This window comes from Terrimesophilobacter mesophilus (genome assembly GCF_014200375.1).
Classification (GTDB): domain Bacteria; phylum Actinomycetota; class Actinomycetes; order Actinomycetales; family Microbacteriaceae; genus Terrimesophilobacter; species Terrimesophilobacter mesophilus.
Window position 1 is genome coordinate 1,159,749 of the sequence record NZ_JACHBP010000001.1, and the last position, 25,229, is coordinate 1,184,977.

General features: G+C 65.5%; 36 protein-coding genes. 2 read left to right on the forward strand and 34 right to left on the reverse strand.

Going from position 1 to position 25,229, the window contains the following annotated elements; translation table 11 throughout:
- Positions 1 to 28: 28 nt before the first annotated feature.
- Positions 29 to 1,882 (reverse strand): glutamine--fructose-6-phosphate transaminase (isomerizing), encoded by a 1,854-nt coding sequence (glmS, locus tag BKA04_RS05690; RefSeq protein WP_104095540.1) that lies wholly within the window; start codon positions 1,880 to 1,882, stop codon positions 29 to 31.
- 75 nt (positions 1,883 to 1,957) lie between these two features.
- Between glmS and coaA the strand changes: the two genes are divergently transcribed.
- Positions 1,958 to 2,905 (forward strand): type I pantothenate kinase, encoded by a 948-nt coding sequence (gene coaA, locus BKA04_RS05695; protein ID WP_104095541.1) that lies wholly within the window; start codon positions 1,958 to 1,960, stop codon positions 2,903 to 2,905.
- 21 nt (positions 2,906 to 2,926) lie between these two features.
- On the opposite strand, the gene glmM is transcribed toward coaA, so the two are convergent.
- The 4 genes from glmM to BKA04_RS05715 form a co-directional block, all read right to left on the reverse strand.
- Positions 2,927 to 4,288, reverse strand: a complete 1,362-nt coding sequence (gene glmM / locus BKA04_RS05700) for a phosphoglucosamine mutase (RefSeq protein WP_104095542.1) — start codon at positions 4,286 to 4,288, stop codon at positions 2,927 to 2,929.
- A gap of 20 nt (positions 4,289 to 4,308) precedes the next feature.
- Entirely contained in the window at positions 4,309 to 4,833 is a 525-nt protein-coding gene (gene rpsI, locus BKA04_RS05705; RefSeq protein WP_104095543.1) for a 30S ribosomal protein S9, read from the reverse strand.
- Between the two features lie 28 nt (positions 4,834 to 4,861).
- On the reverse strand, positions 4,862 to 5,305 hold the full coding sequence (rplM, locus tag BKA04_RS05710) for a 50S ribosomal protein L13 (RefSeq protein WP_104095544.1): 444 nt from the start codon (positions 5,303 to 5,305) through the stop codon (positions 4,862 to 4,864).
- Between the two features lie 175 nt (positions 5,306 to 5,480).
- Positions 5,481 to 6,383: a tRNA pseudouridine synthase A gene (locus BKA04_RS05715; RefSeq protein ID WP_232841982.1), complete on the reverse strand. Its 903-nt coding sequence runs from the start codon at positions 6,381 to 6,383 to the stop codon at positions 5,481 to 5,483.
- A 79-nt stretch (positions 6,384 to 6,462) separates the two neighbouring features.
- Between BKA04_RS05715 and BKA04_RS05720 the strand changes: the two genes are divergently transcribed.
- A complete protein-coding gene (locus BKA04_RS05720) occupies positions 6,463 to 8,376 on the forward strand; it encodes an acyltransferase family protein (RefSeq protein WP_167309681.1) in 1,914 nt (637 codons plus the stop codon).
- 8 nt (positions 8,377 to 8,384) lie between these two features.
- On the opposite strand, the gene BKA04_RS05725 is transcribed toward BKA04_RS05720, so the two are convergent.
- From BKA04_RS05725 to rpsJ, 29 genes are all read right to left on the reverse strand, one after another.
- Entirely contained in the window at positions 8,385 to 9,410 is a 1,026-nt protein-coding gene (locus BKA04_RS05725; RefSeq protein ID WP_104095546.1) for a GNAT family N-acetyltransferase, read from the reverse strand.
- 103 nt (positions 9,411 to 9,513) lie between these two features.
- On the reverse strand, positions 9,514 to 10,149 hold the full coding sequence (rplQ, locus tag BKA04_RS05730) for a 50S ribosomal protein L17 (protein ID WP_104095547.1): 636 nt from the start codon (positions 10,147 to 10,149) through the stop codon (positions 9,514 to 9,516).
- 39 nt (positions 10,150 to 10,188) lie between these two features.
- Entirely contained in the window at positions 10,189 to 11,181 is a 993-nt protein-coding gene (locus tag BKA04_RS05735; RefSeq protein ID WP_104095548.1) for a DNA-directed RNA polymerase subunit alpha, read from the reverse strand.
- A gap of 175 nt (positions 11,182 to 11,356) precedes the next feature.
- Complete coding sequence (gene rpsK / locus BKA04_RS05740) at positions 11,357 to 11,755, reverse strand: 30S ribosomal protein S11 (RefSeq protein WP_104095549.1); 399 nt, start codon at positions 11,753 to 11,755, stop codon at positions 11,357 to 11,359.
- A 36-nt stretch (positions 11,756 to 11,791) separates the two neighbouring features.
- The gene (rpsM, locus tag BKA04_RS05745) at positions 11,792 to 12,166 is read right to left on the reverse strand and encodes a 30S ribosomal protein S13 (RefSeq protein ID WP_104095550.1); all 375 of its coding nucleotides are present in this window, start codon (positions 12,164 to 12,166) and stop codon (positions 11,792 to 11,794) included.
- A gap of 189 nt (positions 12,167 to 12,355) precedes the next feature.
- The gene (gene rpmJ, locus BKA04_RS05750) at positions 12,356 to 12,469 is read right to left on the reverse strand and encodes a 50S ribosomal protein L36 (protein ID WP_011186712.1); all 114 of its coding nucleotides are present in this window, start codon (positions 12,467 to 12,469) and stop codon (positions 12,356 to 12,358) included.
- A 68-nt stretch (positions 12,470 to 12,537) separates the two neighbouring features.
- Positions 12,538 to 12,759: a translation initiation factor IF-1 gene (infA, locus tag BKA04_RS05755; protein ID WP_104095551.1), complete on the reverse strand. Its 222-nt coding sequence runs from the start codon at positions 12,757 to 12,759 to the stop codon at positions 12,538 to 12,540.
- A 143-nt stretch (positions 12,760 to 12,902) separates the two neighbouring features.
- Entirely contained in the window at positions 12,903 to 13,517 is a 615-nt protein-coding gene (locus tag BKA04_RS05760; protein WP_104095552.1) for an adenylate kinase, read from the reverse strand.
- Entirely contained in the window at positions 13,514 to 14,839 is a 1,326-nt protein-coding gene (gene secY, locus BKA04_RS05765) for a preprotein translocase subunit SecY (protein ID WP_104095553.1), read from the reverse strand. The genes BKA04_RS05760 and secY overlap by 4 nt, the downstream gene beginning before the upstream one ends.
- Positions 14,840 to 14,947: 108 nt before the next feature.
- On the reverse strand, positions 14,948 to 15,709 hold the full coding sequence (gene rplO / locus BKA04_RS05770) for a 50S ribosomal protein L15 (RefSeq protein WP_104095554.1): 762 nt from the start codon (positions 15,707 to 15,709) through the stop codon (positions 14,948 to 14,950).
- A complete protein-coding gene (gene rpmD / locus BKA04_RS05775; RefSeq protein WP_174719817.1) occupies positions 15,709 to 15,891 on the reverse strand; it encodes a 50S ribosomal protein L30 in 183 nt (60 codons plus the stop codon). Before rpmD ends, rplO begins: the two co-directional genes overlap by 1 nt.
- Positions 15,891 to 16,592, reverse strand: coding sequence for a 30S ribosomal protein S5 (gene rpsE, locus BKA04_RS05780; RefSeq protein WP_104096659.1), 702 nt, complete (start codon positions 16,590 to 16,592; stop codon positions 15,891 to 15,893). The genes rpmD and rpsE overlap by 1 nt, the downstream gene beginning before the upstream one ends.
- A gap of 32 nt (positions 16,593 to 16,624) precedes the next feature.
- A complete protein-coding gene (rplR, locus tag BKA04_RS05785; RefSeq protein ID WP_104095555.1) occupies positions 16,625 to 16,996 on the reverse strand; it encodes a 50S ribosomal protein L18 in 372 nt (123 codons plus the stop codon).
- Between the two features lie 3 nt (positions 16,997 to 16,999).
- Positions 17,000 to 17,536 (reverse strand): 50S ribosomal protein L6, encoded by a 537-nt coding sequence (rplF, locus tag BKA04_RS05790; RefSeq protein WP_104095556.1) that lies wholly within the window; start codon positions 17,534 to 17,536, stop codon positions 17,000 to 17,002.
- Between the two features lie 6 nt (positions 17,537 to 17,542).
- Positions 17,543 to 17,941, reverse strand: a complete 399-nt coding sequence (gene rpsH / locus BKA04_RS05795; RefSeq protein ID WP_104095557.1) for a 30S ribosomal protein S8 — start codon at positions 17,939 to 17,941, stop codon at positions 17,543 to 17,545.
- A gap of 67 nt (positions 17,942 to 18,008) precedes the next feature.
- Positions 18,009 to 18,608, reverse strand: coding sequence for a 50S ribosomal protein L5 (gene rplE, locus BKA04_RS05800; RefSeq protein WP_104095558.1), 600 nt, complete (start codon positions 18,606 to 18,608; stop codon positions 18,009 to 18,011).
- On the reverse strand, positions 18,608 to 18,958 hold the full coding sequence (gene rplX / locus BKA04_RS05805) for a 50S ribosomal protein L24 (RefSeq protein ID WP_104095559.1): 351 nt from the start codon (positions 18,956 to 18,958) through the stop codon (positions 18,608 to 18,610). Before rplX ends, rplE begins: the two co-directional genes overlap by 1 nt.
- Positions 18,959 to 18,960: 2 nt before the next feature.
- Positions 18,961 to 19,329: a 50S ribosomal protein L14 gene (rplN, locus tag BKA04_RS05810; RefSeq protein ID WP_104095560.1), complete on the reverse strand. Its 369-nt coding sequence runs from the start codon at positions 19,327 to 19,329 to the stop codon at positions 18,961 to 18,963.
- 33 nt (positions 19,330 to 19,362) lie between these two features.
- On the reverse strand, positions 19,363 to 19,656 hold the full coding sequence (gene rpsQ / locus BKA04_RS05815; RefSeq protein ID WP_104095561.1) for a 30S ribosomal protein S17: 294 nt from the start codon (positions 19,654 to 19,656) through the stop codon (positions 19,363 to 19,365).
- Positions 19,656 to 20,009: a 50S ribosomal protein L29 gene (gene rpmC / locus BKA04_RS05820; RefSeq protein WP_104095562.1), complete on the reverse strand. Its 354-nt coding sequence runs from the start codon at positions 20,007 to 20,009 to the stop codon at positions 19,656 to 19,658. Before rpmC ends, rpsQ begins: the two co-directional genes overlap by 1 nt.
- The gene (gene rplP, locus BKA04_RS05825) at positions 20,009 to 20,428 is read right to left on the reverse strand and encodes a 50S ribosomal protein L16 (RefSeq protein ID WP_104095563.1); all 420 of its coding nucleotides are present in this window, start codon (positions 20,426 to 20,428) and stop codon (positions 20,009 to 20,011) included. The genes rpmC and rplP overlap by 1 nt, the downstream gene beginning before the upstream one ends.
- A gap of 1 nt (position 20,429) precedes the next feature.
- Positions 20,430 to 21,194, reverse strand: coding sequence for a 30S ribosomal protein S3 (gene rpsC / locus BKA04_RS05830; RefSeq protein WP_104095564.1), 765 nt, complete (start codon positions 21,192 to 21,194; stop codon positions 20,430 to 20,432).
- A complete protein-coding gene (rplV, locus tag BKA04_RS05835; RefSeq protein ID WP_104095565.1) occupies positions 21,194 to 21,589 on the reverse strand; it encodes a 50S ribosomal protein L22 in 396 nt (131 codons plus the stop codon). The genes rpsC and rplV overlap by 1 nt, the downstream gene beginning before the upstream one ends.
- Positions 21,590 to 21,615: 26 nt before the next feature.
- Positions 21,616 to 21,897, reverse strand: coding sequence for a 30S ribosomal protein S19 (gene rpsS / locus BKA04_RS05840; protein WP_104095566.1), 282 nt, complete (start codon positions 21,895 to 21,897; stop codon positions 21,616 to 21,618).
- An 11-nt stretch (positions 21,898 to 21,908) separates the two neighbouring features.
- On the reverse strand, positions 21,909 to 22,748 hold the full coding sequence (gene rplB, locus BKA04_RS05845) for a 50S ribosomal protein L2 (RefSeq protein WP_104095567.1): 840 nt from the start codon (positions 22,746 to 22,748) through the stop codon (positions 21,909 to 21,911).
- Between the two features lie 19 nt (positions 22,749 to 22,767).
- Entirely contained in the window at positions 22,768 to 23,067 is a 300-nt protein-coding gene (gene rplW / locus BKA04_RS05850) for a 50S ribosomal protein L23 (protein ID WP_104095568.1), read from the reverse strand.
- Positions 23,064 to 23,771, reverse strand: a complete 708-nt coding sequence (gene rplD / locus BKA04_RS05855; RefSeq protein ID WP_104095569.1) for a 50S ribosomal protein L4 — start codon at positions 23,769 to 23,771, stop codon at positions 23,064 to 23,066. The genes rplW and rplD overlap by 4 nt, the downstream gene beginning before the upstream one ends.
- 4 nt (positions 23,772 to 23,775) lie before the next feature.
- Complete coding sequence (gene rplC / locus BKA04_RS05860; RefSeq protein WP_104096660.1) at positions 23,776 to 24,432, reverse strand: 50S ribosomal protein L3; 657 nt, start codon at positions 24,430 to 24,432, stop codon at positions 23,776 to 23,778.
- Between the two features lie 42 nt (positions 24,433 to 24,474).
- Positions 24,475 to 24,783: a 30S ribosomal protein S10 gene (rpsJ, locus tag BKA04_RS05865; RefSeq protein ID WP_009773132.1), complete on the reverse strand. Its 309-nt coding sequence runs from the start codon at positions 24,781 to 24,783 to the stop codon at positions 24,475 to 24,477.
- Positions 24,784 to 25,229: the final 446 nt, after the last annotated feature.

Here is a 25,229-nt window from a genome sequence, read left to right on the forward strand (position 1 = left end):
CTTCGCCGAGGTCCATGAGCGACCCGCGCTACTCGACCGTCACCGATTTGGCGAGGTTGCGCGGCTGGTCCACATCGAGCCCCTTCGCGGCGGCGAGCTCCATCGCGAAGATCTGCAGCGGCGCGAAGGCCAGGAGCGGCTCGAAGAATGTCGAGGCGAGCGGGATCGTGAACACCTTGTCCGCGTACGGCAGCACGGCGGCGTCACCGGCTTCGGCGATCGCGAGAACGCGGGCGCCGCGCGCTCGGATCTCCTGGATGTTCGACACGACTTTGGGGTGAAGCGACTCCTTGCCCCGAGGGCTCGGCACGATCACGAACACCGGTTGGCCCGGCTCGATGAGCGCGATCGGCCCGTGCTTGAGTTCGCCCGCCGCGAAACCCTCCGCATGGATGTAGGCGAGCTCCTTGAGTTTGAGGGCTCCTTCGAGCGCGACCGGGTAGCCGACATGTCGCCCGAGGAACAGCACGGAACGGGTGTCCGACATCCAGTGGGCCAGCTCGCGGATCTCAGCGTGCTGTTCGAGGACCGTCGCAAGCTTTTCCGGCACCGCCTGCAGCTCGGTGAGAAGAACGAATGCCTCCTCCGCACTGAGTGTTCCCCGCAGTCCCGCGAGGTGCAGTCCGAACAGGTAGATGGCAGTGACCTGCGCCACGAGCGCCTTCGTCGAGGCGACGGCGACCTCGGGGCCGGCGTGCGTGTAGATCACGGCATCCGACTCTCGGGCGATCGTGGCGCCCTGGGTGTTGCAGATCGAAATCGTCTTCGCGCCGGCCTCGATCGCGTACTTGACTGCCATGAGGGTGTCCATGGTCTCGCCCGACTGGCTGATCGAGATGACGAGGGTCCGGTCGTCGATGACCGGTTCCCGGTACCGGAACTCGTGCGACAGGTCGACCTCAACCGGGATCTTCGCCCACTTCTCGATCGCGTACTTGCCGATCATGCCCGCGTAGGCCGCCGTTCCGCAGCCGAGGATGACGACGCGCTCGACGCCGCGCAGGGTGTTGTCGAAGCCGTCGAGCTCTGGAATGTGAACTGCACCGTCGGCCACGCGCCCGAGGAGCGTGTTCGCGACCGCCTCCGGCTGTTCGCTGATCTCCTTCGCCATGAAGCTCGACCAGCCACCCTTCTCGGCCGCGGAGGCATCCCAGGTGACCTCGAACTCCTCGGTCTCGACCGGGTTGCCTTCGAAGTCGGTCACCGACACGGATTCCGCGGTGATCGTCACCACCTGGTCCTGGCCGATCGCGAGCGCCCTTCGGGTGTACTCGACGAAGGCCGCGACATCCGATCCGAGGAAGTTCTCGCCATCGCCGAGCCCGATGACGAGCGGCGAGTTGCGGCGCGCGCCGACGACCACGCCAGGCTGGTCCCGGTGCAACACGAGGAGGGTGAATGCGCCGTGCAGCTGGGCGACCACGCGGCGCAGCGCCTCGGTGACATCCCCCGTCTCGCGGAACGCATAACCGACGAGATGCGCCGCGACCTCGCTGTCGGTCTCGCTCGTGAAGACGGTCTCCGGATGCGCGGTGAGCAGCTCGGCCTTGAGTTCGGCGAAGTTCTCGATGATGCCGTTGTGGATGAGAGCGAGCCTGCCGTCATCGCCGAGATGCGGATGAGCGTTCGCGTCGGTCGGGCCGCCGTGCGTCGCCCAGCGCGTGTGCCCGATGCCGGTAGGGCCATCCTGGACGGGGTTCGCCTCGACGTCGTCGACGAGAACCTGCAGCTTTCCGGCGTGCTTGCGAAGTCCGAGGTCGCCGTCCGCCCCGATCACAGCGATGCCGGCGGAGTCATAACCGCGATACTCGAGGCGACGAAGGCCGCCCAGCAGCACCTCCACGCTGCGGTTGCCTCCGACGTAGCCCACAATTCCACACATGATCTGAATTTTAGGGCACCCGGTTGGAAGATCGCGCCGCGGCCGATCCTTCCCGGCACGGGTAGTCTGTTCTGGATGCCTGAGCCCGCCGCCGCAAACGGACACCTGAGTCCGTTCCTCGAGATCGATCGCTCGGCCTGGGCGGAACTCGCCCCCACAACGCAGCAGCCTCTCACCGCACAGGAACTGGTCGAACTCCAGGGCCTCGGCGATGTCCTCAACCTCAACGAGGTCGCCGAGGTCTACCTTCCGCTCAGCAAGCTCGTGAGCCTCTACGCGGTGGGCGCGAAACGACTGCACGCCGCGACGAGCAGCTTCCTTCGCCAACGCAGCCAGAGCACACCGTTCGTGATCGGCATCGCCGGGTCGGTCGCGGTGGGAAAGTCGACGATCGCGCGGGTGCTGCGCGAACTGCTTGCCCGCTGGGAGGACACACCCCGCGTCGAACTCGTGACGACAGACGGCTTCCTCTGGCCCAATGCAGAACTCGAACGCCGCGGACTCATGGAGCGCAAGGGCTTCCCGGAGGCCTACGACCGACGGGCGCTCTTGCGCTTCGTCACGATGGTCAAAAGTGGTGCGGACGAGGTGCGCGCTCCTCTCTACTCTCATCTCACCTACGACATCGTGCGGGACGAGGAGGTCATCGTCCACCGCCCCGACATCCTCATCGTCGAGGGCCTCAACGTGCTGCAGCCCCCCGCACCCGGCCGCAAACTCGCCGTGAGCGACCTCTTCGATTTCACGATCTACGTGGATGCCCGCACCGCGGACATCGCACGCTGGTACGAGGAGCGGTTCCTCAAGCTGCAACAGGGCGCCTTCGCCGACCCCCAGTCGTTCTTCCACCGATTCGCGAATCTGAGCGAGGCGGAGGCGCGGGCGAAGGCCAGGGACATCTGGAGCCGTATCAACGAGCCGAACCTCGTGCAGAACATCCTGCCGACGCGCGGGCGTGCGACGCTCGTGCTACGGAAGGAGACGCAGCACGCGGTCAGCACCGTGCTTCTCCGCAAGACGTAGCCCGGCGCGCTGCGGGAACGGTCAGCGGGAGAGACGCTTGCGCACCACCGTGGCGAGGGAGTGTGCGATCTCGTCGGCGAGCGCCTGGTCGGATGCCTCCACCATGACGCGCACGAGAGGCTCCGTCCCTGAAGGGCGCAGCAGCACGCGTCCGCGGTCGCCGAGCTTCTGCTGTGCGACGACGACGGCCGCCGCAATCGTGTCGTCATCACCGAGAGACTCGTGGTCGACATCCTTCACGTTGACCATGATCTGCGGGTACACGGTCATGATCGCGGCCAGTTCGGCGAGGGACTTTCCGGTGCGTGCCATCTCGGCGACGAGGTGCAGGCCGGTCAGTATGCCATCGCCGGTCGTCGCATGGGCGGTCATGATGACGTGGCCGGACTGTTCGCCGCCGAGGCTCAACCGGTGCTCGTTGAGCGCCTCGAGCACGTACCGGTCGCCGACCTTCGTCTCGATCATGGCGATTCCGGATTCCTCCATCGCCAGGCGAAGCCCCAGGTTGCTCATGACGGTGGCGACGAGGGTGTCCTGTGCGAGCATGCCGCGCTCCTTGAGCGACACGGCAAGGATCGCCATGATCTGGTCGCCGTCGACGATATTGCCGTCGGCGTCCACCGCAAGGCACCGGTCGGCGTCGCCATCGTGCGCGATGCCGATGTCCGCTCCGTGTTCGACAACGGCCCGGGCGAGCTGCTCGAGGTGGGTCGAGCCGACGCCGTCGTTGATGTTGACGCCGTCCGGGTCCGCACCGATGAGGGTGAGCGTCGCGCCCGCACCGCGGAACGCATCCGGAGACACTCCCGACGCCGCACCGTTCGCGCAGTCGAGCACGACGTGCAGGCCGTCGAGGCGCGACGGAAGCGTGCCGAGCAGGTGGACGAGGTAGCGGTCCTCCGCGTCGGCGAACCGGCGGATGCGCCCGACCTCCGCGCCCTTCGGCGCGATGGGCGGCTCGGCGAGAGCGGCCTCGATGCGGTCCTCGACCTCATCGGGGAGCTTTGTCCCACCGGAGGCGAAGAACTTGATCCCGTTGTCCGGCGCAGGGTTGTGCGATGCGGACACCATGACGCCGAAGTCGGCGTTGAAGTCGGCGACCAGGAACGCGAGCGCCGGCGTCGGGATGACCCCTGCGTCGTAGACGTCCACTCCCGAACTCGCGAGGCCCGCCGCAACCGATGCGGAGATGAACTCCCCAGAGATGCGCGGGTCTCGCGCGAGGACGGCGACCGGCCTCCTGCCGGAGGCGCGACGTCCGTCAGCGTAACGACCTTTGCCGAGAACCACCGCGGCGGCCTGGGCGAGTCGGAGCGACAACTCCACCGTCAGGGTCTCGTTGGCGAGACCCCGGACTCCATCCGTGCCGAAAAGCCGGGGCATGACCGTGCGGCCCGTACCGACTAGCGCTTCGAGAACTGAGGGGCCTTGCGGGCCTTCTTGAGTCCAGCCTTCTTCCGCTCGATCACGCGAGCATCGCGACTGAGGAATCCGGCCTTCTTGAGCTCCGGGCGGTTGTTCTCACGGTCGATCTCGTTGAGCGCGCGGGCGATACCGAGGCGCAGCGCACCGGCCTGGCCGGAGGGGCCACCGCCCGTGATGCGCGCGATGACGTCGTAGCTGCCGATCAGGTCGAGAACCTTGAACGGGTCATTGATGAGCTGCTGGTGCAGCTTGTTGGGGAAGTAGTTCGCGAGCTCGCGACCGTTCACCGTGATCGTGCCGGTGCCGGGGACGAGGCGCACGCGGGCGATCGCCTGCTTGCGACGGCCGACCGCTGCGCCGGGGACGTTGAGGACCGCGCGCGGCGCGCGCGGTGCCGACGCCGCCGGGGTCTCGGTCGTGAAGCTCTCCGGTGCATCGTCGATGACACCGTCCACCGCTGCCTCAGCGGCCTCGGTGTCGATGGAGTCTGAAATCTTCGCCATGAAAAGGTCCTTTGCTATTCAGCCGGCGCTACTGCGCGACCTGGGTCAGTGAGTAGGGCTTGGGCTGCTGTGCAGCGTGGGGGTGCTCAGCACCGGCGTAGACCTTGAGCTTGCTGAGCTGGGCGCGACCGATCGAGTTCTTCGGGAGCATGCCGCGGACGGCCTTCTCGACGGCGCGGGTGGGGTGCTTCGCGAGCATCTGCGAGTACGTGGTGGCGGACAGTCCGCCCGGATAACCGGAGTGCGTGTACGACTTCTTCTGCTCCAGCTTCGCGCCGGTGAGCGCGACCTTGTCCGCATTGATGACGATGACGAAATCCCCCGTGTCGACGTGCGGGGCGAAGGTCGGCTTGTGCTTGCCGCGGAGGAGGACGGCGACGTGGCTGGCGAGTCGGCCGAGCACGACATCCGTGGCATCGATCACGAGCCACTCGCGAGTGACGGTGTCGGGCTTCGGCGTGTATGTACGCATGATTCGGTACTGCTCTCTGTTCGAAGGGAGTTGTTCGTGAATCCCACTCCGTGGCCGTTGACGGCGAAGACACGTCGTGAACGAATCCGGTGGAGGGCTCAACTTCGGGCGCCCGCTGGCGCGGACACCAAGGATCAAGAATAGCCGACGCGACGGGCCCGGTCAAACGAGGAGGTCAGCTCCGCTCGCCGATCGGGTCCCTCTTCGCGCGGGTCTGCTCCGCTCGCGCGGCGAGGTCCTCGTCATCCGGATACCCGACCTCCATGAGCGTCAGGCCTTTCGCCGGCACGACCTTGAACTCACTCGTCCTGGCGAGCGCCTCGCGGAGCTCGAGGAGCCTCGTCGCGGTCAGTCGTCCCTGCCCGACGGCGATCGTCGCGCCGACCAGCGCGCGGACCATGCTGTGACAGAACGCGTCGGCTTTCACCCTGGCCACCAGGACACCGGCGTCGTTCCGGGACCACGAGAACTCCTGGAGGGTTCGGATGCTCGTCGATCCCTCCCTGGACTTGCAGAAGGATGCCCAGTCGTGGAGGCCGAGGAGCCCGCCTGCCGCCTCGTCCATGGCCCCGACATCCAGTCGGCCGGGGAACCAGAGCGTTCCCGCCCGCTCGAGCGGGTTGCGGGGAGCGTCGGCGTCCGCAATCCGGTACTCGTATCGGCGCCAGACGGCTGAGAATCGGGCGTCGAAACCGGGCGGGGCGATGCTCGAGCTCGCGACCCACACGTCGGTGTCGAGGCCTGCGATGCCGTTGAGGCGATCTGCGAGGGCGGATGCGCCGCTTCGCGGTCGACTGCGGCTGAGTCCTGCGCGCTGGTCCGGCGAGAGATCGAGGTGCGCAACCTGCCCGAGAGCGTGCACCCCGGCATCCGTACGTCCGGCGACAGTGAGCGTTGGCGGTTCTCCCAGGCGCCCGAACACGGTGGCGAGAGTATCTTCGAGCACGCCCTGCACCGTGCGTAAACCCGGCTGGCGACCCCAGCCCCTGAATGCGGTGCCGTCGTATGCGATGTCGAGCCTCAGGCGGATCGACCCGTCATCCTGGCCGTCATGCCCGCGTTCGGATGCCAATGCCACACGCCGAGTCTACTGAGGGCGGGGCATGCCTCTTCCAGCAATTGACCCTCGCCGCCGCGCGGGGGAAGCTTGGACGGAGATGCCACAGAAGACGCAGCCCGCCACGAAGAGCCGGCCTTCCCCGCCCGCGCGATTCGCGGGACTCGACGGCCTGCGCGCCATCGCGGTCACCACCGTGATCCTGTTCCACCTCACCCCTGGTGCGCTGCCGGGGGGCTACCTCGGCGTCGACATCTTCTTCGTCATCAGCGGGTTCCTGATCACGGCCCTGCTCATCAGGGAGCACGACAAGAACGGGAGGATCCGTCTTGCCGACTTCTGGCGCCGTCGGGCGCGGCGGCTGCTTCCCGCGCTCGTCGTCCTCGTTCTCGCGTGCTGCTCACTCGCCCTCGTGGCGGGGGGCAATGTCCTCGTCGGCCTGGGACGCCAGGTGCTCGGCGCCGCGACCTTCAGCAGCAACTGGCTGTCCATCGCGAGCGGTTCGAGCTACTTCACGGAGGCGAATCCCGAACTGTTCCGCAACCTGTGGTCGCTCGCGGTCGAGGAGCAGTTCTACCTCGTGTGGCCGCTCGCGCTTCTCGCCCTGCTGCTCGTCCGCAGCACGGCCATCCGCTGCGCCGTGCTCGGGGTGCTCGCCGCAGTCTCGATCGCCGCCATGTGGTTCCTCTACTCGCCGGGCGGCGACGCCACGCGCGTGTATTACGGCACCGACACGCACAGTTTCGGCCTCGCGATCGGCGCCATCCTCGCGTTCGCCAACGCCCGCTGGTGGCCGTGGCCGCTCGCCTGGCCGCGCTGGTCGAGAATCGCGCTGCCCACCGTGGGCGCGATCGCGGTGGCGGGTCTCCTCGTGGCCTCCGTCATCCTGCCCGCCGATGCCGACGTGACCTACCAGGGCGGGCTCGCAGTCGTCGCGCTGCTCACGGCCGTCGCGATCGGCGGGGCGACGATGCCGGCGTCCGCGCTGGGGAGGGTCCTGGATGTCGCGCCCCTGAGGTGGGTGGGCGAGCGCTCCTACGGCCTGTACCTGTGGCACTGGCCCGCGTTCGTCCTCGCGGCGGCATTCCTTCCCTCCCTCTCACTCGATGGGGGCGGGGGGTGGATTCTCGGCGGAATCGCTCTTATCGCGACCCTGCTCGCGGCGACCCTGTCCTACCGCTACATCGAGCAGCCGATCCGGAGGAATGGATTCCGGCACACCCTGCGCCACTGGTTCTGGTCACGCCGGCGGGAAGCGAGAGCTCCCGCGCCCGGCTGGCGCGCCACGGTGACACGCGTCGTCGCGAGCGCCCTGGCTGCCTGCCTCGTGCTGCTGGCGGGTGCCGCATCCGTGATGGCCATCACGCTCGACCCGGGTGAAACGGATGCCGAGACGATCATCGACGCCGGCAGTGCGATCGCCTCGCCCCCGGCCCCCATTCCGACGCCTGCCACGCCGATCGAATCCGCCCCCGTCGCGATTCCGGCCGGGGACCAGATCACCGCGATCGGGGACTCTGTCATGCTCGCCTCCGCGCCGGAGTTGGCCCAGGCATTCCCCGGCATCTCGATCAACGCCGTCGTCTCACGCCAACTGGTTCAGGCGCCGGCGATCCTTTCTTCGCTCAAGAAGAAGGGAAAGCTGCGACCGACCATCCTCCTCGGGCTCGGCACCAACGGCCCGATCGAGCCCAAGGTCCTCGACCAGATTCGAATGCTCGCCGGCACGGATCACCACATCGTCGTCGTGAACGTCCAGGCACCTCGCGGGTGGACCCCGGGGGTGAACGCCGCGCTCGCGGCCTTCGCGCTCCGGTATCGCAACGTCGAACTGGCCAATTGGCACAATGCCATCGCGGGGAAGCTCAGTCTGCTCGCTCGCGACCAGATCCATCCCGGTCCCAGTGGAGGCGCCCTCTACGCCAAGACGGTGAAGGATGCCCTGCAACGGTTGGCGGAACTGCCACCGCTCCTGAGCGCCAACGACTACGGCCTCGCGCCGCGACCGTCCTGAGGCTCGGTTCAGAACTCCTTGTTGAGCTGCAGACTGCGGTTGGCTTCGGTGAAACCCACCCCGGTGTAAAGGCCGAGAGCGCCGGTCGGATTCTCGGCATCGACGTCGAGCACGGCCATCTCGAGTCCTGCGGCGGCGACCGCTTCGAGCGTGCGGGTGAGAAGGGCAGGGGCGATGCCTCGTCCGCGGTGTGCGCGGCGCACGCCCACGAGGTTGATGTAGGCCGAACTGAACCCCTGCGGCGCGAAGTCCTCCTGGTTGACCTCGCTGATCACGAACCCGGCGACCTCGCCATCCGGCGCGATGGCGAGGAAGGAGAGGTCGGGGCGGAACACCGAGCGCGCGACCATCTCGTTCCAGTTCTCCTCCGAGGTCGGCTGGCTGCCCCAGTGGTCTCGGAAGGAGTCGTTCCGCGCGAGTCGTGCTGCCTCAGATCCTGCAGCGTCGAACGGCACGATCTCGAACCCGTCAAGCGGTCGAGTGCGGATGGGTTCCGAGAGATCCCGCCGCAGTTCGAGGAAGTATCGGGCAATCCGAAACCCTGCGCGCTCGGCGAGATGGATCGTCGCGCTGGCCCTCTCGTCGGTCCACACGATCATCCAGCCGGGCAGTTCCTTGTCCGAACCTGCGAACTGCTGCAGTGCGCGGGCCTCCTGCCAGGCCAGCATCTTCCGGCCGATGCCTTTGCCGCGTTCCGACGGCCGCACGCCGCCCTCCAGGATCGAGCGCACGAGGGTTTCCTGGCCGGGGCCGAGCACCGCCATACCGAAGGCGAGCACCCCGCCGGTGCGACTGACCGCGAGGAGGGAGTCATGCTCCAGGGAGACGTAGGAGTGGCCGAGCTCCTCCTCGATCTCCTCCCTCGTCGTCACGAAGTGCGGATGATCGACGGCATCGATGGCCCGCGCGCAGTCCAGGAGCGCGTCGACGTCGTCAGCGGTCGCCGGCCGCCACCTGATGTCGTCCGTGGATTCAGGGACCGGGAGGACGCGGGGCGCCTCGACGCGGTCTCGAAGCCGGGTCATGCTCTTCATGGATGACGACACTACGGCCAGACCAGCCGTTCGCCAAACGAAAGGGGGGCCGGGCTCTTTCGAGCCCGACCCCCCTTCGAACGGGTTGTCGATGTTGTCGGGACTACTTGTCCGAGTCGCCGGCTACCTCAGAGTCGGCGTCGGCGGCCTCGTCGGCGGCCTCCGCCTCCTCTGCGCGCTCGATCTCGACGACATCCGCCTCGACGGGCGCCTCTTCGGTCTCGACCGCCTCTGCAGAAGCCTCAGCAGCGGCATCTGCCACGGGCACGTCCTCGGCGGGCGCGTCCTCGGCAGGCACCTCCGCGGACTCCTCGACGACATCCTCGACCGGAGCAGCCTTCGGCTTCTTCGTCTCCGCCTTGGCGCGGGGCTTGGCGTTGACCGGCTCGAGAACGAGCTCGATCTGTACCATCGGTGCGTTGTCGCCCTTGCGGAAACCCAGCTTCGTGATGCGCGTGTAGCCGCCATCGCGCTCCGCGACGAGTGGTGCGATCTGGGTGAACAGCTCGTGGACGACTCCCTTGTCACCGATCACCGCGAGGACGCGGCGACGCGCGTGCAGGTCGCCCCGCTTCGCGAACGTGATGAGGCGCTCGGCAACCGGGCGAAGGCGCTTCGCCTTCGTCTCGGTGGTCTTGATGCTCTTGTGGGTGAACAGCGCGGCGGCGAGGTTCGCAAGCAGGAGTCGCTCGTGAGCCGGTCCGCCGCCGAGACGCGGGCCCTTGGTTGGCTTAGGCATTGTTGGTTTTCTCCAGGATCAGATTGGTCAGGGCCGAGCTCAGTTGCTCTCGTCGTCGTCGTACCCGCTGTAGAAGTGGGCGCCGTCGAATCCGGGAACCGTGTCCTTGAGGGAGAGGCCGAGTTCGACGAGCTTGTCCTTGACCTCCTCGACGGACTTCGAACCGAAGTTCCGGATGTTCATGAGCTGCGTCTCCGAGAGCGCGACGAGCTCGCTCACCGAGTTGATGCCCTCGCGCTTCAGGCAGTTGTAGCTGCGCACGGACAGGTCGAGGTCCTCGATCGGCATGCTCAGCTCGCTCGACAGGACGGCATCCACCGGCGCCGGGCCGATCTCGATGCCCTCTGCGGCGGAGTTCAGTTCGCGCGCGAGTCCGAACAGCTCGGTCAGCGTGCGACCGGCCGACGCGATCGCGTCGCGAGGGGTGATCGCATTCTTGGTCTCGACATCCACGACCAACCGGTCGAAGTCGGTGCGCTCACCGGCACGCGTCGCCTCGACGCGGTAGGTGACCTTGAGAACGGGAGAGTAGATCGAGTCGATCGGGATCTGGCCCGCCTCGCTGAACTCGTTGCGGTTCTGCGTCGCGGACACGTATCCGCGGCCGCGCTCGATCGTCAGCTCGAGTTCGAACCGCGCCTTGTCGTTGAGGGTGGCGATGACGAGTTCCGGGTTGTGGATCTCGACACCGGCCGGCGCGGAGATGTCCGCCGCCGTGACCTCCCCAGAACCCTGCTTGCGCAGGTACGCGGTGATGGGCTCATCGTGCTCGCTCGAGACGACGAGCCCCTTGATGTTCAGGATGATCTCGGTGACGTCTTCCTTCACGCCGGGGATGGTGCTGAACTCGTGGAGCACACCGTCGAGACGGATGCTCGTGACCGCTGCCCCCGGGATGGATGACAGGAGGGTACGACGGAGTGAGTTCCCCAGGGTGTAGCCGAAGCCGGGTTCGAGCGGTTCGATGATGAACCGCGAACGGAACTCGGAGATGTTCTCTTCGGTGAGGGTCGGTCGCTGTGCAATGAGCACGGTTGATTCCTTTCGGCGAAGTGTCCGCTATTTGACACTTGTGCTTTCGACGAGGTGGCTGGCCCGTCGGTCTGTTGAGTTGTGCGCTGGAGCTTGGAGCGAAGGCCATTTCCGGCCTTCGCGGCGACGCCAGCACCGACCGGCTCTGCCCGTCGGATCTGACGCTTAGTTCTGGTTAGACACGGCGCCGTTTGGGCGGGCGGCATCCGTTGTGCGCCTGCGGAGTGACGTCATTGATCGAGCCCACCTCGAGGCCGGCGGCCTGAAGCGAACGGATCGCCGTCTCGCGACCCGAACCCGGGCCCTTCACGAAGACATCGACCTTCTTGACACCGTGCTCCTGCGCCTGGCGCGCAGCCGACTCTGCCGACATCTGTGCGGCGTACGGGGTCGACTTGCGCGAGCCCTTGAATCCGACGACGCCAGACGAGGACCAGCTGAGCACGGCCCCGCTGGGGTCCGTGATCGTGACGATCGTGTTGTTGAAGGTCGACTTGATGTGGGCCTGGCCCACGGCGACGTTCTTCTTTTCCTTGCGACGCGGCTTGCGTGCCGCGGTCTTCGGTGTAGCCATGTGTGGTCTCCTGTCGAAATCTCTGGGCGGCCGCGCTTAGCGGGCCTTCTTCTTACCGGCGACGGTGCGCTTCGGGCCCTTGCGGGTACGGGCGTTGGTCTTGGTGCGCTGTCCGTGGACCGGAAGGCCCTTGCGGTGACGGATACCCTGGTAGCTTCCGATCTCGACCTTGCGGCGGATGTCGGCTGCGACCTCACGGCGGAGGTCGCCCTCTACCTTGAAGTTTCCTTCGATGTAGTCGCGGAGCGCGATGAGCTGGTCATCGCTGAGGTCCTTGACGCGGATCTCTCCGCTGATGTCGGTGGCGGCGAGGGCCTTGAGGGCACTCGTACGGCCGACTCCGTAGATGTAGGTCAATGCGACCTCCACGCGCTTGTCGCGCGGGATGTCGACTCCTGCTAAACGAGCCATTCTGGCTACTCCTGTGAGTGTGTGGAGGTCTGACGAAGCGAAGTACACCGGCCTCCAACCGGTGGTGTCGGCTCCGAGAGGAGCTTCTTACGCCACGATGTGGTGTTTTCAGTTATGTAGTCCACGGGACCGTGCGAGCGGGACGCTCGCCAGCATCGAGGCTGCGAAGGTCAGAAATGACCTTCGCTGTCAGCCCTGACGCTGCTTGTGACGCGGGTTCTCGCAAATGACCATGACCCGGCCATTACGGCGGATCACCTTGCACTTGTCACAGATCTTCTTGACGCTGGGGTTGACCTTCATGAGTGTTGCCTTTTCGCTGTCGTCGTGCTCGCGGAGTGCCGCGGGCCGTTACTTTCCAGCAGCCGGTTCTACTTGTAGCGGTAGACGATACGTCCCCGCGTCAGGTCGTATGGGCTGAGCTCTACGATCACCTTGTCCTCCGGGAGGATTCGGATGTAGTGCTGGCGCATCTTGCCTGAGATGTGCGCGAGAACGCGATGGCCGTTGGTCAACTCAACGCGAAACATCGCGTTGGGAAGAGCCTCGACTACTGAGCCCTCGATCTCGATGACGCCGTCTTTTTTTGCCATAACTCGCTAACGTGAGTAGTACTGGATGCTGGTCGTGCGGATGATTGTCGGTGGCGTGGGCATGCGGAAACGCAGCCCCCAGACACCAAGGATCAATCTTATGTTAATTCTGCCCGCCGCGCCAACCCGGGCGGAGCGAGGATTCAGCGGACGGCGACATCCGGTTCGTCGTCGGGGATCTCGATCCCCCGCTCGGCGAGACCGGTGATGATCCGCTCGGCGACCGCATCCACATCGCCGATGCCATCGACCGTGACGAGCATCCCGCGCTCGCCGTAGGTTTCGATGAGCGGAGCCGTCTCACGACGGAACACGTCCTGGCGGTGCCGGATGGCATCCTCGGAGTCGTCGACCCGCCCCTGCTCGATCGCGCGCTTGCGCAGCCGCGCCACGACGACCTCGACATCCGCGACCAGCCGGATCACGGCATCCAGTCCCTGATGCTTCTCGGCGAGGATCTCATCCAGGAACTGCACCTGGGATGTCGTGCGCGGATAGCCGTCGAGCAGGAATCCATTGGCGGCATCCGGCTCCTCGAGACGGGAGCGGACGAGCTCGTTGGTGAGCGAGTCGGGAACGTAGTCGCCGGCATCCACGATGCTCTTGACCTCGATGCCGAGCGGCGTCTCGTTCTTGATGTTGTAGCGGAAGATGTCGCCCGTGGCGATGGCAGGGATGCCGAACAGCTCGGACAACCGTGCCGCCTGCGTTCCCTTCCCCGCCCCCGGAGGTCCGATGATGAGAAAGCGGCCGGTCATCGCAGCAGGCCCTCATAGTGTCGCTGCTGCAGCTGCGCGTCGATCTGCTTCACCGTTTCGAGGCCGACGCCCACGATGATGAGGATGCTCGCGCCGCCGAACGGGAAGTTCTGGTTCGCCCCGAACCAACTCAGGGCGAACAGCGGTATGAGCGCGACGATGCCGAGATAGAGCGACCCGGGGAGGGTGATCCTCGTCAGCACATAGTCGAGGTACTCGGCCGTCGGCCGACCTGCCCGGATGCCGGGGATGAATCCGCCGTACTTCTTCATGTTGTCGGCGACCTCTTCGGGGTTGAAGGTGATCGCGACGTAGAAGTAGGTGAAGCCGATGTTGAGCAGGAAGTACACGAGCATGTAGAGCGCGCTGTCACCGGAGCGCAGGTTGTCCGTGATCCACGACACCCACGCTGCCGGCGCCTCTCCCGGCTGCGGCTGGTTGAACTGCGCGACGAGTGCGGGAAGGTACAGCAGGCTCGAGGCGAAGATCACCGGGATCACGCCCGCCATGTTGACCTTGATCGGAATGTAGGTGTTGTTGCCGCCGTAGGTGCGGCGCCCGACCATCCGTTTCGCGTACTGCACCGGCACACGTCTCTGCGACTGCTCGACGAACACGACGAGCGTCATGATGATCAACCCGATCACGAGGACCAGCAGGAACGCCTCGAAGCCCTTCGCGACCTGGATGCCCCACAGGGCGGTCGGGAACTGGGCGGCGATCGAGATGAAGATGAGGAGCGACATCCCGTTGCCGATGCCGCGCTCGGTGATGAGCTCGCCCATCCACATGATGAGGCCCGTACCTGCCGTCATGGTGATGACCATGAGCAGGATGGCGTACCAGGAGTCGTTGCTGATGAGTTGGCTGCACTCGGGGGTGCCGGTCGAGCTCGGGAAGAGCGCTCCGCTGCGGGCGACCGTGATGAGTGTCGTCGACTGCAGGATCGCGAGGCCGATCGTGAGGTACCGCGTGTACTGTGTGAGCTTGGCCTGGCCGGCCTGGCCCTCCTTGTACAGGGTGTCGAAGTGTGGGATGACGACGCGCAGGAGCTGCACGATGATCGACGCGGTGATGTACGGCATGATGCCGAGCGCGAAGATCGAGAGCTGCAGGAGCGCCCCGCCACTGAACAGGTTGACGAGGTCGTAGAGCCCGGTCGTACCGGAGTTCTGTCCAAGACACGTCTGCACGTTCACATAGTCGATGAACGGGGTCGGGATGAACGACCCGAGCCGGAACAGCGCGATGATGCCCAGCGTGAAACCGATCTTCCTGCGAAGATCGGGCGTGCGGAAGATCCGCATGATTGCGCCGAACACGAGGCCTCCTGAATTTACGGGTAGTGCAGTGCCGCGGTCCCCTGATGGGAACCGTGGCGGCTACAGCTCATACGTGGGCATGTCCGGATGGCGAGCCATCCGTCCAGCTCACTTGACGGAGCCGCCTGCGGCCAGGATCTTCTGCTCGGCTGAGCCGGAGATCTTGTCGACCGCAACATTCAGCTTAACGTCAATCTCACCCGCCCCGAGAACCTTGACCTTCTCGTTCTTGCGGACAGCGCCCTTCGCGACGAGGTCGCTCACGGTCACGTCGCCACCCTTGGGGTACAGCTCGGCGAGGCGTTCGAGGTTCACGACCTGGTACTCGACGCGGAACGGGTTCTTGAACCCGCGCAGCTTCGGGGTGCGCATGACACTGTTCAGGTTTCCACCCTCGAGTCCAACACGAACCTGGTAGCGGGCCTTCGTGCCCTTGGTACCACGCCCCGCGGTCTTACCCTTGGACGCTTCACCACGACCGACTCGGGTCTTCGCCGTCTTCGCTCCTGGAGCGGGGCGGAGGTGGTGCATCTTCAGCACCTGCGGGCGGGACACGACATCCTTCGAGGCCGCCTTCGCGGCCGGAGCCTTGGCAGCAGCGGCCTTGGCGGCGGGCGCCTTGCCTGCAGCACTCTTCGAGGCAGCGGCCTTGGGCTCGGCCTTGGCGGCAGCAGTCTTCGACGCGGCGGCCTTGGCGGCCGGCTTTGCAGCGGCATCCTTCGCCGTCGTGCTCTTGGCGGCGGCCGGCTTCGCGGCAGCCTTGGGCGCAGCAGCCTTGGATGCGGCGGCCTTGGGCGCTGCATCCTTCGAGGCTGCCGTCTTCGGCGCGGCCTTGGCGGCGGGCTTCTTCTTCTCGGCTTCGTCAGCCATTAGTCAATCTCCTCGACTTTGACCAGGTGCGCCACGGTACGGACGTATCCGCGGTTCTGCGAGTTGTCCTCGCGCACCACGACATCGCCGATGCGCTTGAGCCCGAGGCTCCGCAGGGTGTCGCGCTGGTTCTGCTTTTCACTGATCCTGGACTTGATCTGCGTCACTTTGAGGCGAGCCATCAGACACCTGCCTTCTCTGACGTGGCTTTCGCCTTGGACGTCTCCGCCTGGATCCGCAGGATCTGCGCAGGGACGACGTGCTCGATCGAAAGTCCGCGACGCCCGGCGACCGCACTCGGCTCTTCGAGCTGCTGCAGTGCTGCGACGGTCGCGTGGACGATGTTGATGGTGTTCGACGAACCGAGCGACTTGCTCAGGACGTCGTGGATGCCCGCACACTCGAGAACGGCGCGCACCGGGCCGCCGGCGATGACACCGGTACCTGCGGCGGCCGGACGCAGGAGGACGACCCCTGCGGCCGCCTCGCCCTGAACCGGGTGCGGGATGCTGTTGCCGACGCGCGGGACGCGGAAGAAGTTCTTCTTCGCCTCCTCGACGCCCTTAGAGATCGCGGTGGGAACCTCGCGGGCCTTGCCGTAGCCGACCCCGACGAGACCGTTTCCGTCGCCGACGACGACGAGTGCGGTGAAGCTGAAGCGACGACCGCCCTTGACGACCTTCGACACGCGGTTGATCGTGACGACGCGCTCGAGGAACTGGCTCTTCTCGGAGTCGCGGCTTCCGCGCTGCTGGTTCGGGTTGCGTTCGCGGCCACCGCGACGCGCCTCACGGGGCTCGTTCGCGACATCCGCTTCCGGCGTCTCGGCAGTCACAGCGGCGGCCTGAGCGGTCGTGTCGACCTCGGTCGCTTCTGCAGTCACTGTCTGCTCCTTCTCATTAGTACTCTCCGTGCTCACAGGTTCAATCCACCCTCTCGAGCTCCCTCGGCGATCGCGGCGACGCGACCGGCGTAGCGGCTTCCGCCACGGTCGAAGACGACCGCGTCGATGCCGGCTTTCTTGGCACGCTCCGCGACGAGCTCTCCGACCTTCCGCGCCTTGGCGGTCTTGTCGGCGGAGAGTCCGCGCAATTCGGTTTCCATGGTCGACGCCGAGGCGAGGGTACGACCCTTGCTGTCATCGACGACCTGGACGAAGACGTGGCGGGCGGAACGGGTGACGACCAGACGCGGACGCGACTCGGTGCCGACGACCTTCTTGCGAAGGCGTGCGTGACGCCGGTCGCGTGCAGCCGACTTGCTCTTTCCTCGTGTACCTGTAGCCATGGTTTACTTACCAGCCTTTCCGGCCTTGCGGCGGACAACCTCGCCCGCATACCGCACGCCTTTGCCCTTGTAGGGCTCGGGCTTGCGCAGCTTGCGGATGTTGGCCGCGACTTCGCCGACCTGCTGCTTGTCGATCCCGTGGACGGCGAGCTTCGTGTTGCCCTCCACGGAGAAGGTGATGCCGGCCGGCGGTTCGACGGTGATGGAGTGTGAGAAGCCGAGCGCGAACTCGAGCCCGTTGCCCTTCTGGGCGACCCGGTAACCGGTCCCCACGATCTCGAGCCCCTTGGTGTATCCCTCGGTGACGCCGATGATCTGGTTGTGGATGAGGGTCCGCGTGAGGCCGTGGAGCGAACGCGACTCGCGCTCGTCATCCGGACGGCTGACCAGGACCTGGCCATCCTCGAGCTTGACCTCGATGGGGCTGGCGACGGTGAGGCTGAGCTCGCCCTTCGGGCCCTTGACCGTGACGGCCGAGCCGTCGACAGTGACATTGACGCCGGACGGCACGTCGATGGGAAGTCTTCCGATTCGTGACATTGTCGGCTACCACACGTAGGCGAGGACTTCCCCACCCACGCCCTTCTCTGTCGCCTGGCGGTCCGTGAGGAGGCCGGAGGAGGTGGACAGGATCGCCACACCGAGGCCACCGAGAACACGGGGGATCTCGGTCGACTTGGCGTAGACGCGCAATCCGGGCTTGGACACGCGCTTGATGCCCGCAATGGAGCGTTCGCGGTTGGGCCCGTACTTGAGGTCGATGGTGAGCGTCGAACCGACGCGAGCCGGCTCGACCTTCCACGCGGTGATGTAACCCTCGGTCTTGAGGATCTCCGAGATGTGCGTCTTGAGCTTGCTGCTCGGCATCGACACGGTCTCGTGGTACGCGGAATTGGCGTTACGCAGTCTGGTGAGCAGGTCTGCTACCGGATCTGTCATTGTCATGATGGTGTTCCTGTTTCTCGTCCTGGTTTCGACATCCGTTACGCGAATGCCGACCTGAGTCGATCGTTTACTGCTGGTCGGTTGTCTCGTTGCTGCGGAACGGGAAGCCGAGCGCCTTGAGAAGCGCACGACCCTCGTCGTCGTTCTTCGCCGTCGTCACGACGGTGATGTCGAACCCGCGAACGCGGTCGATCTTGTCCTGATCGATCTCGTGGAACATCGCCTGCTCGTTGAGACCGAAGGTGTAGTTGCCGTTGCCGTCGAACTGCCGGTCGGACAGGCCGCGGAAGTCACGGATGCGGGGAAGCGCGAGCGTCAGCAGACGGTCGAGGAACTCCCATGCACGGTCGCCACGAAGGGTGACGTGGGCGCCGATCGGCTGACCCTCGCGCAGCTTGAACTGCGCGATCGACTTGCGAGCGGCCGTGACCTGGGGCTTCTGGCCGGTGATGGCAGCGAGGTCCTTGACGGCGCCGTCGATGATCTTTCCATCGCGGGCGGCCTCCCCGACCCCGGTGTTGACCACGATCTTCACGAGCCCGGGCACCTGGTGCACGTTCGTGAAGCCGAAGTCCTTCTTCAGCTGGGCCGAGATCTCGGCCTGGTACTTCTGCTTGAGGCGCGGCTGCACCTTGACAGCCGGCGCGGCAGTAGTCGTGTCAGTCATTACAGGTCCTCACCTGAGCTCTTCGAAATGCGCACGCGCACGGTCTTGCCCTCGGCGTTCTTCTCGACGCGGTAGCCGACTCGCGTCGGCTTCTTCGTCTTCGGGTCGACAAGGGCGACGTTGGAAATGTGGATGGGGGACTCGAACGTCTCGAGACCGCCGGTCTTCGTGCCGCGCTGGGTCTGGCCGACGCGGGTGTGCTTCGTGACGAAGTTGATGCCCTCGACGATCACACGGTTCCTCTCGACGAGGACCTCCTTGACGCGGCCCTGCTTGCCACGGTCGCCACCACGGGCCTGGCTCGGCCCGCTGATGACCTGCACGAGGTCGCCCTTCTTGATCTTCGCCATGACTAAATGACCTCCGGTGCCAGCGAGATGATCTTCATGAACTTCTTGTCGCGAAGTTCACGACCGACCGGCCCGAAGATGCGGGTGCCACGAGGGTCACCATCCGCCTTCAACAGCACTGCGGCATTCTCATCGAACTTGATGTAGGAGCCGTCCGGGCGACGGGTCTCCTTCTTGGTGCGGACGATGACGGCCTTGACGACCTCGCCCTTCTTCACGTTTCCGCCCGGGATCGCGTCCTTGACGGTCGCCACGATCACATCGCCGAGGCCGGCGTAGCGCCGCCCCGAGCCGCCGAGAACGCGAATCGTGAGCAACTCCTTGGCGCCGGTGTTATCGGCGACCTTTACTCTGGATTCCTGCTGAAGCATTGTCTGTTCCTCTTCACGAGCAAGCCCGGGGGCTTACTTGGCCTTCTCGACGATCTCGACCAGTCGCCAGCGCTTGGTGGCGCTCAGCGGACGGGTCTCACTGATCACGACGAGGTCGCCGATACCGGCGGAGTTGGTCTCGTCGTGGACCTTCACCTTGGACGTACGGCGGATGACCTTGCCGTACAGCGGGTGCTTCACGCGGTCCTCGACCTCGACGACGATGGTCTTGTCCATCTTGTCGCTCGAGACGTACCCACGCCTGGTCTTGCGGTAGCCGCGCTCGAGGGTTGCCTCAGCGTCGACCTTCTCTGTGGTCTTGGCCATCAGCTGTCCTCCCCTGTCGTCTGTGCATCTGCCGACTCTGCGGTCTCGGATGTCGCGGGTGCGTCATCCTTCTTCGTCGCCTTCTTCTTCGGCTTCGGCTCGCCCTTCGCCGGCAGCTCGACCCCGACGGGGGTCGCGCGGATGCCGAGCTCGCGCTCACGAATCACCGTGTAGATGCGCGCGATGTCGCGCTTCACCGCACGGAGACGGCCGTGGCTCTCGAGCTGGCCGGTCGCCGACTGGAATCGCAGGTTGAACAGCTCTTCCTTGGCCTTCTTGAGTTCGTCGACGAGCTTCTCGTCTTCGAAGGTGTCGAGCTCGTCTGGGCGAAGCTCTTTGGATCCGATCGCCATTATGCGTCGCCCTCCTCGCGCTTGATGATGCGTGCCTTGAGCGGCAGCTTGTGGATGGCACGCGTGAGTGCTTCGCGCGCGATGGTCTCATTGACACCGCTCAGCTCGAACAGCACGCGACCCGGCTTGATGTTCGCGACCCACCACTCGGGGGAACCCTTACCGGAACCCATGCGGGTCTCGGCGGGCTTCTTCGTGATCGGGCGGTCGGGGAAGACGTTGATCCAGACCTTGCCGCCACGCTTGATGTGACGGGTCATCGCGATACGGGCGGCCTCGATCTGGCGGTTCGTGACGTACGCAGGCGTGATGGCCTGGATGCCGAATTCGCCGAACGACACCTTCGTGCCACCGGTCGCCTGGCCGCTTCGGCCGGGGTGGTGCTGCTTGCGGTGCTTGACCTTACGGGGAATCAACATGTCAGGCCTCTGCTCCTACGGCCGCCGGGGCGGCATCCGTGCGAGCGCCACGGCGGGGACGGTCTGCGCCGTCGCGACGCTCAGGGCGCTGGGACTTCTGGGTGGCCTGCTCGCGGGCGAGCTCACGGTTCGTGATGTCGCCCTTGTAGATCCAGACCTTCACTCCGATGCGGCCGAACGTCGTCCGGGCCTCGTAGAAGCCGTAGTCGATGTTGGCACGGAGCGTGTGCAGCGGCACACGGCCCTCGCGGTAGAACTCGGAGCGGCTCATTTCAGCGCCGCCGAGTCGACCGGAGACCTGGATGCGAACACCCTTCGCTCCCGCGCGCTGGGCGCCCTGCAGCCCCTTGCGCATCGCGCGGCGGAACGCGACACGCGCGCTCAGCTGCTCCGCGATGCCCTGGGCGACGAGCTGTGCCTCCGCCTCGGGGTTCTTGACCTCGAGGATGTTCAGCTGGATCTGCTTGGCCGTGAGCTTCTCGAGGTCGGCGCGGATGCGCTCTGCCTCTGCTCCACGACGTCCGATCACGATGCCGGGGCGCGCCGTGTGGATGTCCACGCGGACACGGTCACGGGTGCGCTCGATCTCGATACGGGCGACGCCGGCGCGGTCGAGGCTCGTCTTGAGCAGGTTGCGGATCTTCACGTCCTCTGCGACGAAGTCGCTGTAACGCTGCCCGGCCTTCGTCGAGTCGGAGAACCAACGCGACACGTGATCGGTCGTGATCCCGAGACGGAATCCGTACGGATTGACTTTCTGTCCCATTACTTCTTCCCTGCCTTCTTCGAGGCCTGCTCGACGTGGGCATCGGTTGGTGTCGACAGCACGATGGTGATGTGGCTCGTGCGCTTCAGGATCTGGAATGCCCGGCCCTGCGCGCGCGGCTGGAAACGCTTGAGCGTCGCACCGTCGTCGACGAACGCCTGCGCGACGAACAGGTCCTGCTCGTCGAGGTAGCTGTTCTCGTTGTCGGCCTTGACCCTCGCGTTCGCCATGGCGGATGCCACGAGCTTGTACACCGGCTCGCTCGCACCCTGTGGGGCGAACTTCAGGATGGCCAGGGCCTCTGCAGCCTGCTTGCCGCGAATCATGTTGACGACACGACGAGCCTTCTGAGGGGTAACGCGGATGTGTCGCACGCGTGCGATCGACTCCACCATTTCTCTTCCTCCTTCACGCCCCCGCGTCAGCGGCGGCGGCCCTTCTTGTCGTCCTTCTCGTGGCCGCGGAAGGTGCGGGTCGGGGCGAATTCCCCAAGTTTGTGGCCGACCATCGTCTCGGTGACGAACACCGGGATGTGCTTGCGCCCGTCGTGGACGGCGATCGTGTGGCCGAGCATCGCCGGAACGATCATCGAGCGGCGTGACCAGGTCTTGATCACGTTCTTGCTCTTGGCCGTATTCTGCGTGATCACCTTGCGAAGCAGGTGATCGTCGACGAAGGGGCCCTTCTTAAGACTGCGTGGCATCTTCCTGTCTCCTACTTACGCTTCTTGCCGACGGTGCGGCGGCGAACGATGAGCTTGTCGCTCTCGAGGTTGGGCTTGCGGGTGCGGCCTTCCTTCTGGCCCCATGGGCTCACCGGATGACGTCCACCGGAGGTCTTGCCCTCACCACCACCGTGCGGGTGGTCGACCGGGTTCATGGCGACACCGCGGACGGTCGGGCGAACACCCTTCCACCGCATCCGGCCTGCCTTGCCCCAGTTGATGTTCGACTGCTCGGCGTTGCCGACCTCGCCGATCGTGGCGCGGCAGCGCGCATCCACGTTGCGGATCTCGCCCGAGGGGAGACGCAGCTGGGCGTACGGGCCATCCTTCGCGACGAGTCGAACGCTCGAACCGGCCGAACGCGCCAGCTTGGCACCGCCGCCCGGCTTGAGCTCGATCGCGTGGATCACGGTACCGACCGGGATGTTGCGCAGCGGCAGGTTGTTGCCGGGCTTGATGTCAGCGGATGCGCCCGACTCGACGATGTCACCCTGCTTGAGCTTGTCGGGAGCGATGATGTAGCGCTTGGATCCGTCCACGAAGTGCAGGAGCGCGATGCGCGCCGTACGGTTCGGGTCGTACTCGATGTGCGCGACCTTCGCGTTGACGCCGTCCTTGTCGTTGCGCTTGAAGTCGATGACGCGGTACTGGCGCTTGTGACCTCCGCCGATGTGGCGGGTCGTGATGCGGCCGGCGTTGTTACGGCCACCCGTCTTCGGCAGCGGACGCAGCAGGGACTTCTCCGGGGTCGAGCGGGTGATCTCGGCGAAATCCGCGACCGACGATCCGCGACGACCAGGAGTCGTTGGCTTGTATTTACGAATTGACATGGGTTCTTTCCTCCGCGCCCTAGCCGACAGCCGTGAAGATATCGATGGAGCCGGACTTGAGCGTGACGATGGCGCGCTTGGTGTCTTTGCGCTTGCCGGTGCCGAAGCGCGTACGGCGCGTCTTGCCCTTCTTGTTCAGCGTGTTGATCGAGGCGACCTTCACGTTGAAGATCTTCTCGACCGCGAGCTTGATCTCGGTCTTGTTCGAACGAGGGTCGACCTCGAACGTGTACTTGCCCTGGTCGATGAGGCCGTAGCTCTTCTCGGAGACGACCGGCGACAGGATCACGTCGCGCGGGTCCTTGTATGTGGAGCTCATGCGCTGGCCTCCTCGGTGTTCTTGCTGTTGACGGTCGCACTCGCCTTCTCGGTCTCGGTCCTGCCAGTCTCTTTCTTGGCAGAGACGAAGGAGTCGAACGCGCCCTTCGTGAAGATGATGTCGTCGCTCACGAGAACGTCATAGGCGTTCAGCTGGTCGACTGGCAGCACGTGGACGGTCGGGATGTTGCGCACGCTCTTGTAGCTCAGCTCGTCGCTGCGCTCCAGGACGATGAGCACGTTCTTGCTCGAGGCGATATCCGAGAGGAGCGACACGACGGCCTTCGTCGAAGGGGCGTCTCCCACCGACAGCGAGTCGATGACGTGGATTCTGCCCCCGCGAGCGCGATCGGACAGTGCTCCGAGCAGTGCAGCGGCGATCATCTTCTTCGGGGTGCGCTGCGAGTAGTCGCGCGGGTGCGGCCCGTGGACGATGCCACCGCCGGTCATCTGGGGTGCGCGGATCGAGCCCTGGCGGGCGCGACCGGTCCCCTTCTGCTTGAACGGCTTGCGACCAGCACCGGAGACCTCGCCACGACGCAACGTGTTGTGCGTGCCCTGGCGAGCCGCCGCGCGCTGGGCGACGACGACCTGGTGGATGAGCGGGATGTTGGTCTGGACGTCGAACACGTCGGACGGGAGCTCGACCGAGCTCACCTTCTTGCCCTTCGTGTCGATCACGTCGAGTGTCATAGCGTCGGCCATGGTCCTACGCCTCCTTCACTGAAGTGCGGACGAAGACGATGCGGCCACGGGCTCCCGGGACGGCGCCCTTGACGAGCAGCAGGTTCTTCTCCAGGTCCACGGCGTGAACCGTGAGGCCGAGCACGGAGACGCGGTCCCCGCCCATCCGGCCGGCCATCCGCATGCCCTTGAACACGCGGCTCGGGGTCGAGGATGCGCCGATCGAGCCGGGCTTGCGGTGGTTGCGGTGCGAACCGTGACTCGAGCTGACGCCCTGGAAGTTGTGGCGCTTCATGACGCCGGCGAAGCCCTTGCCCTTGCTCGTGCCGACGACATCAACGCGCTTGCCGGCCTCGAAGGTGTCGACGCCGAGCTCCTGGCCGAGCGAGTAGTCAGCGGCATCCGCCGTGCGCACCTCGGTGAGGTGGCGGCGCGGCGTGACGCCGGCCTTGGCGAAGTGTCCGGTCGCCGGCTTGTTCGCCTTGCGCGGGTCGATCTGGCCGTAGGCGATCTGCACGGCGCTGTAGCCGTCGATCTCCGGCGTGCGCAGTTGCGTCACGACGTTCGGCGAGATCTCGATCACCGTGACCGGGATGAGCTTGTTATTGGCGTCCCACACCTGGGTCATGCCGAGCTTCGTGCCCAGCAGTCCCTTCGTGGTTCGCGTTGTCTCTGTTGCCATGATGTCCAATAGTCCTTATTCGCAGCTCGGTGTCGTCACAACTCAGAGTTTGATCTCGATGTTGACGTCGGCGGGCAGGTCGAGTCGCATGAGCGAGTCAACGGCCTTCGGAGTCGGGTCGATGATGTCGATCAGTCGTTTGTGGGTGCGCTTTTCGAAGTGCTCGCGGCTGTCCTTGTACTTGTGCGGGGAACGGATCACGGCGATCACGTTCTTCTCCGTCGGGAGCGGCACGGGGCCGACCACTGTCGCACCAGCGCGAGTGACCGTATCCACGATCTTGCGTGCCGAGCTGTCGATGACCTCGTGGTCATACGACTTAAGTCGGATGCGGATCTTCTGTCCCGCCATAGCCTGACTCTCTCTCTGTAGTACATGGTGGAACCTGGCGGCCCCACACTCTGCGATGAACACTGCTCGTGAAAGCACTGTCGCTTTCGCACCACTGTTGTTGTTTCACGTGTCAGCAGGTCTCCCTGCCGGCACTACGTTTTTGTACCGTGCCTCACCGGTCTCCGCGCGAGGGCATGCAGCCCGCCCGAGACACACGTGTCGCCACGGTCATCTCAGTGTCGGTTTTCAGTGTGCGCCCCGGCAATGGGCTTTCGCCCGGATGGCGCGTGTTCTGCTACCCGCGGCCTAGGTGCGAACCCGGAGATTCAGCCCTATGCACTGCCTGGAAGTGATCCGCCCGCTGGCACAGCGGCGAAGTATTGAACTAGAAGAGTCTGCCACACCCGGGCATTTGCTGCAACCCGGGCGTGTCGCTGGGAGCGGCGGCTCTTTCGGGCCGCCGC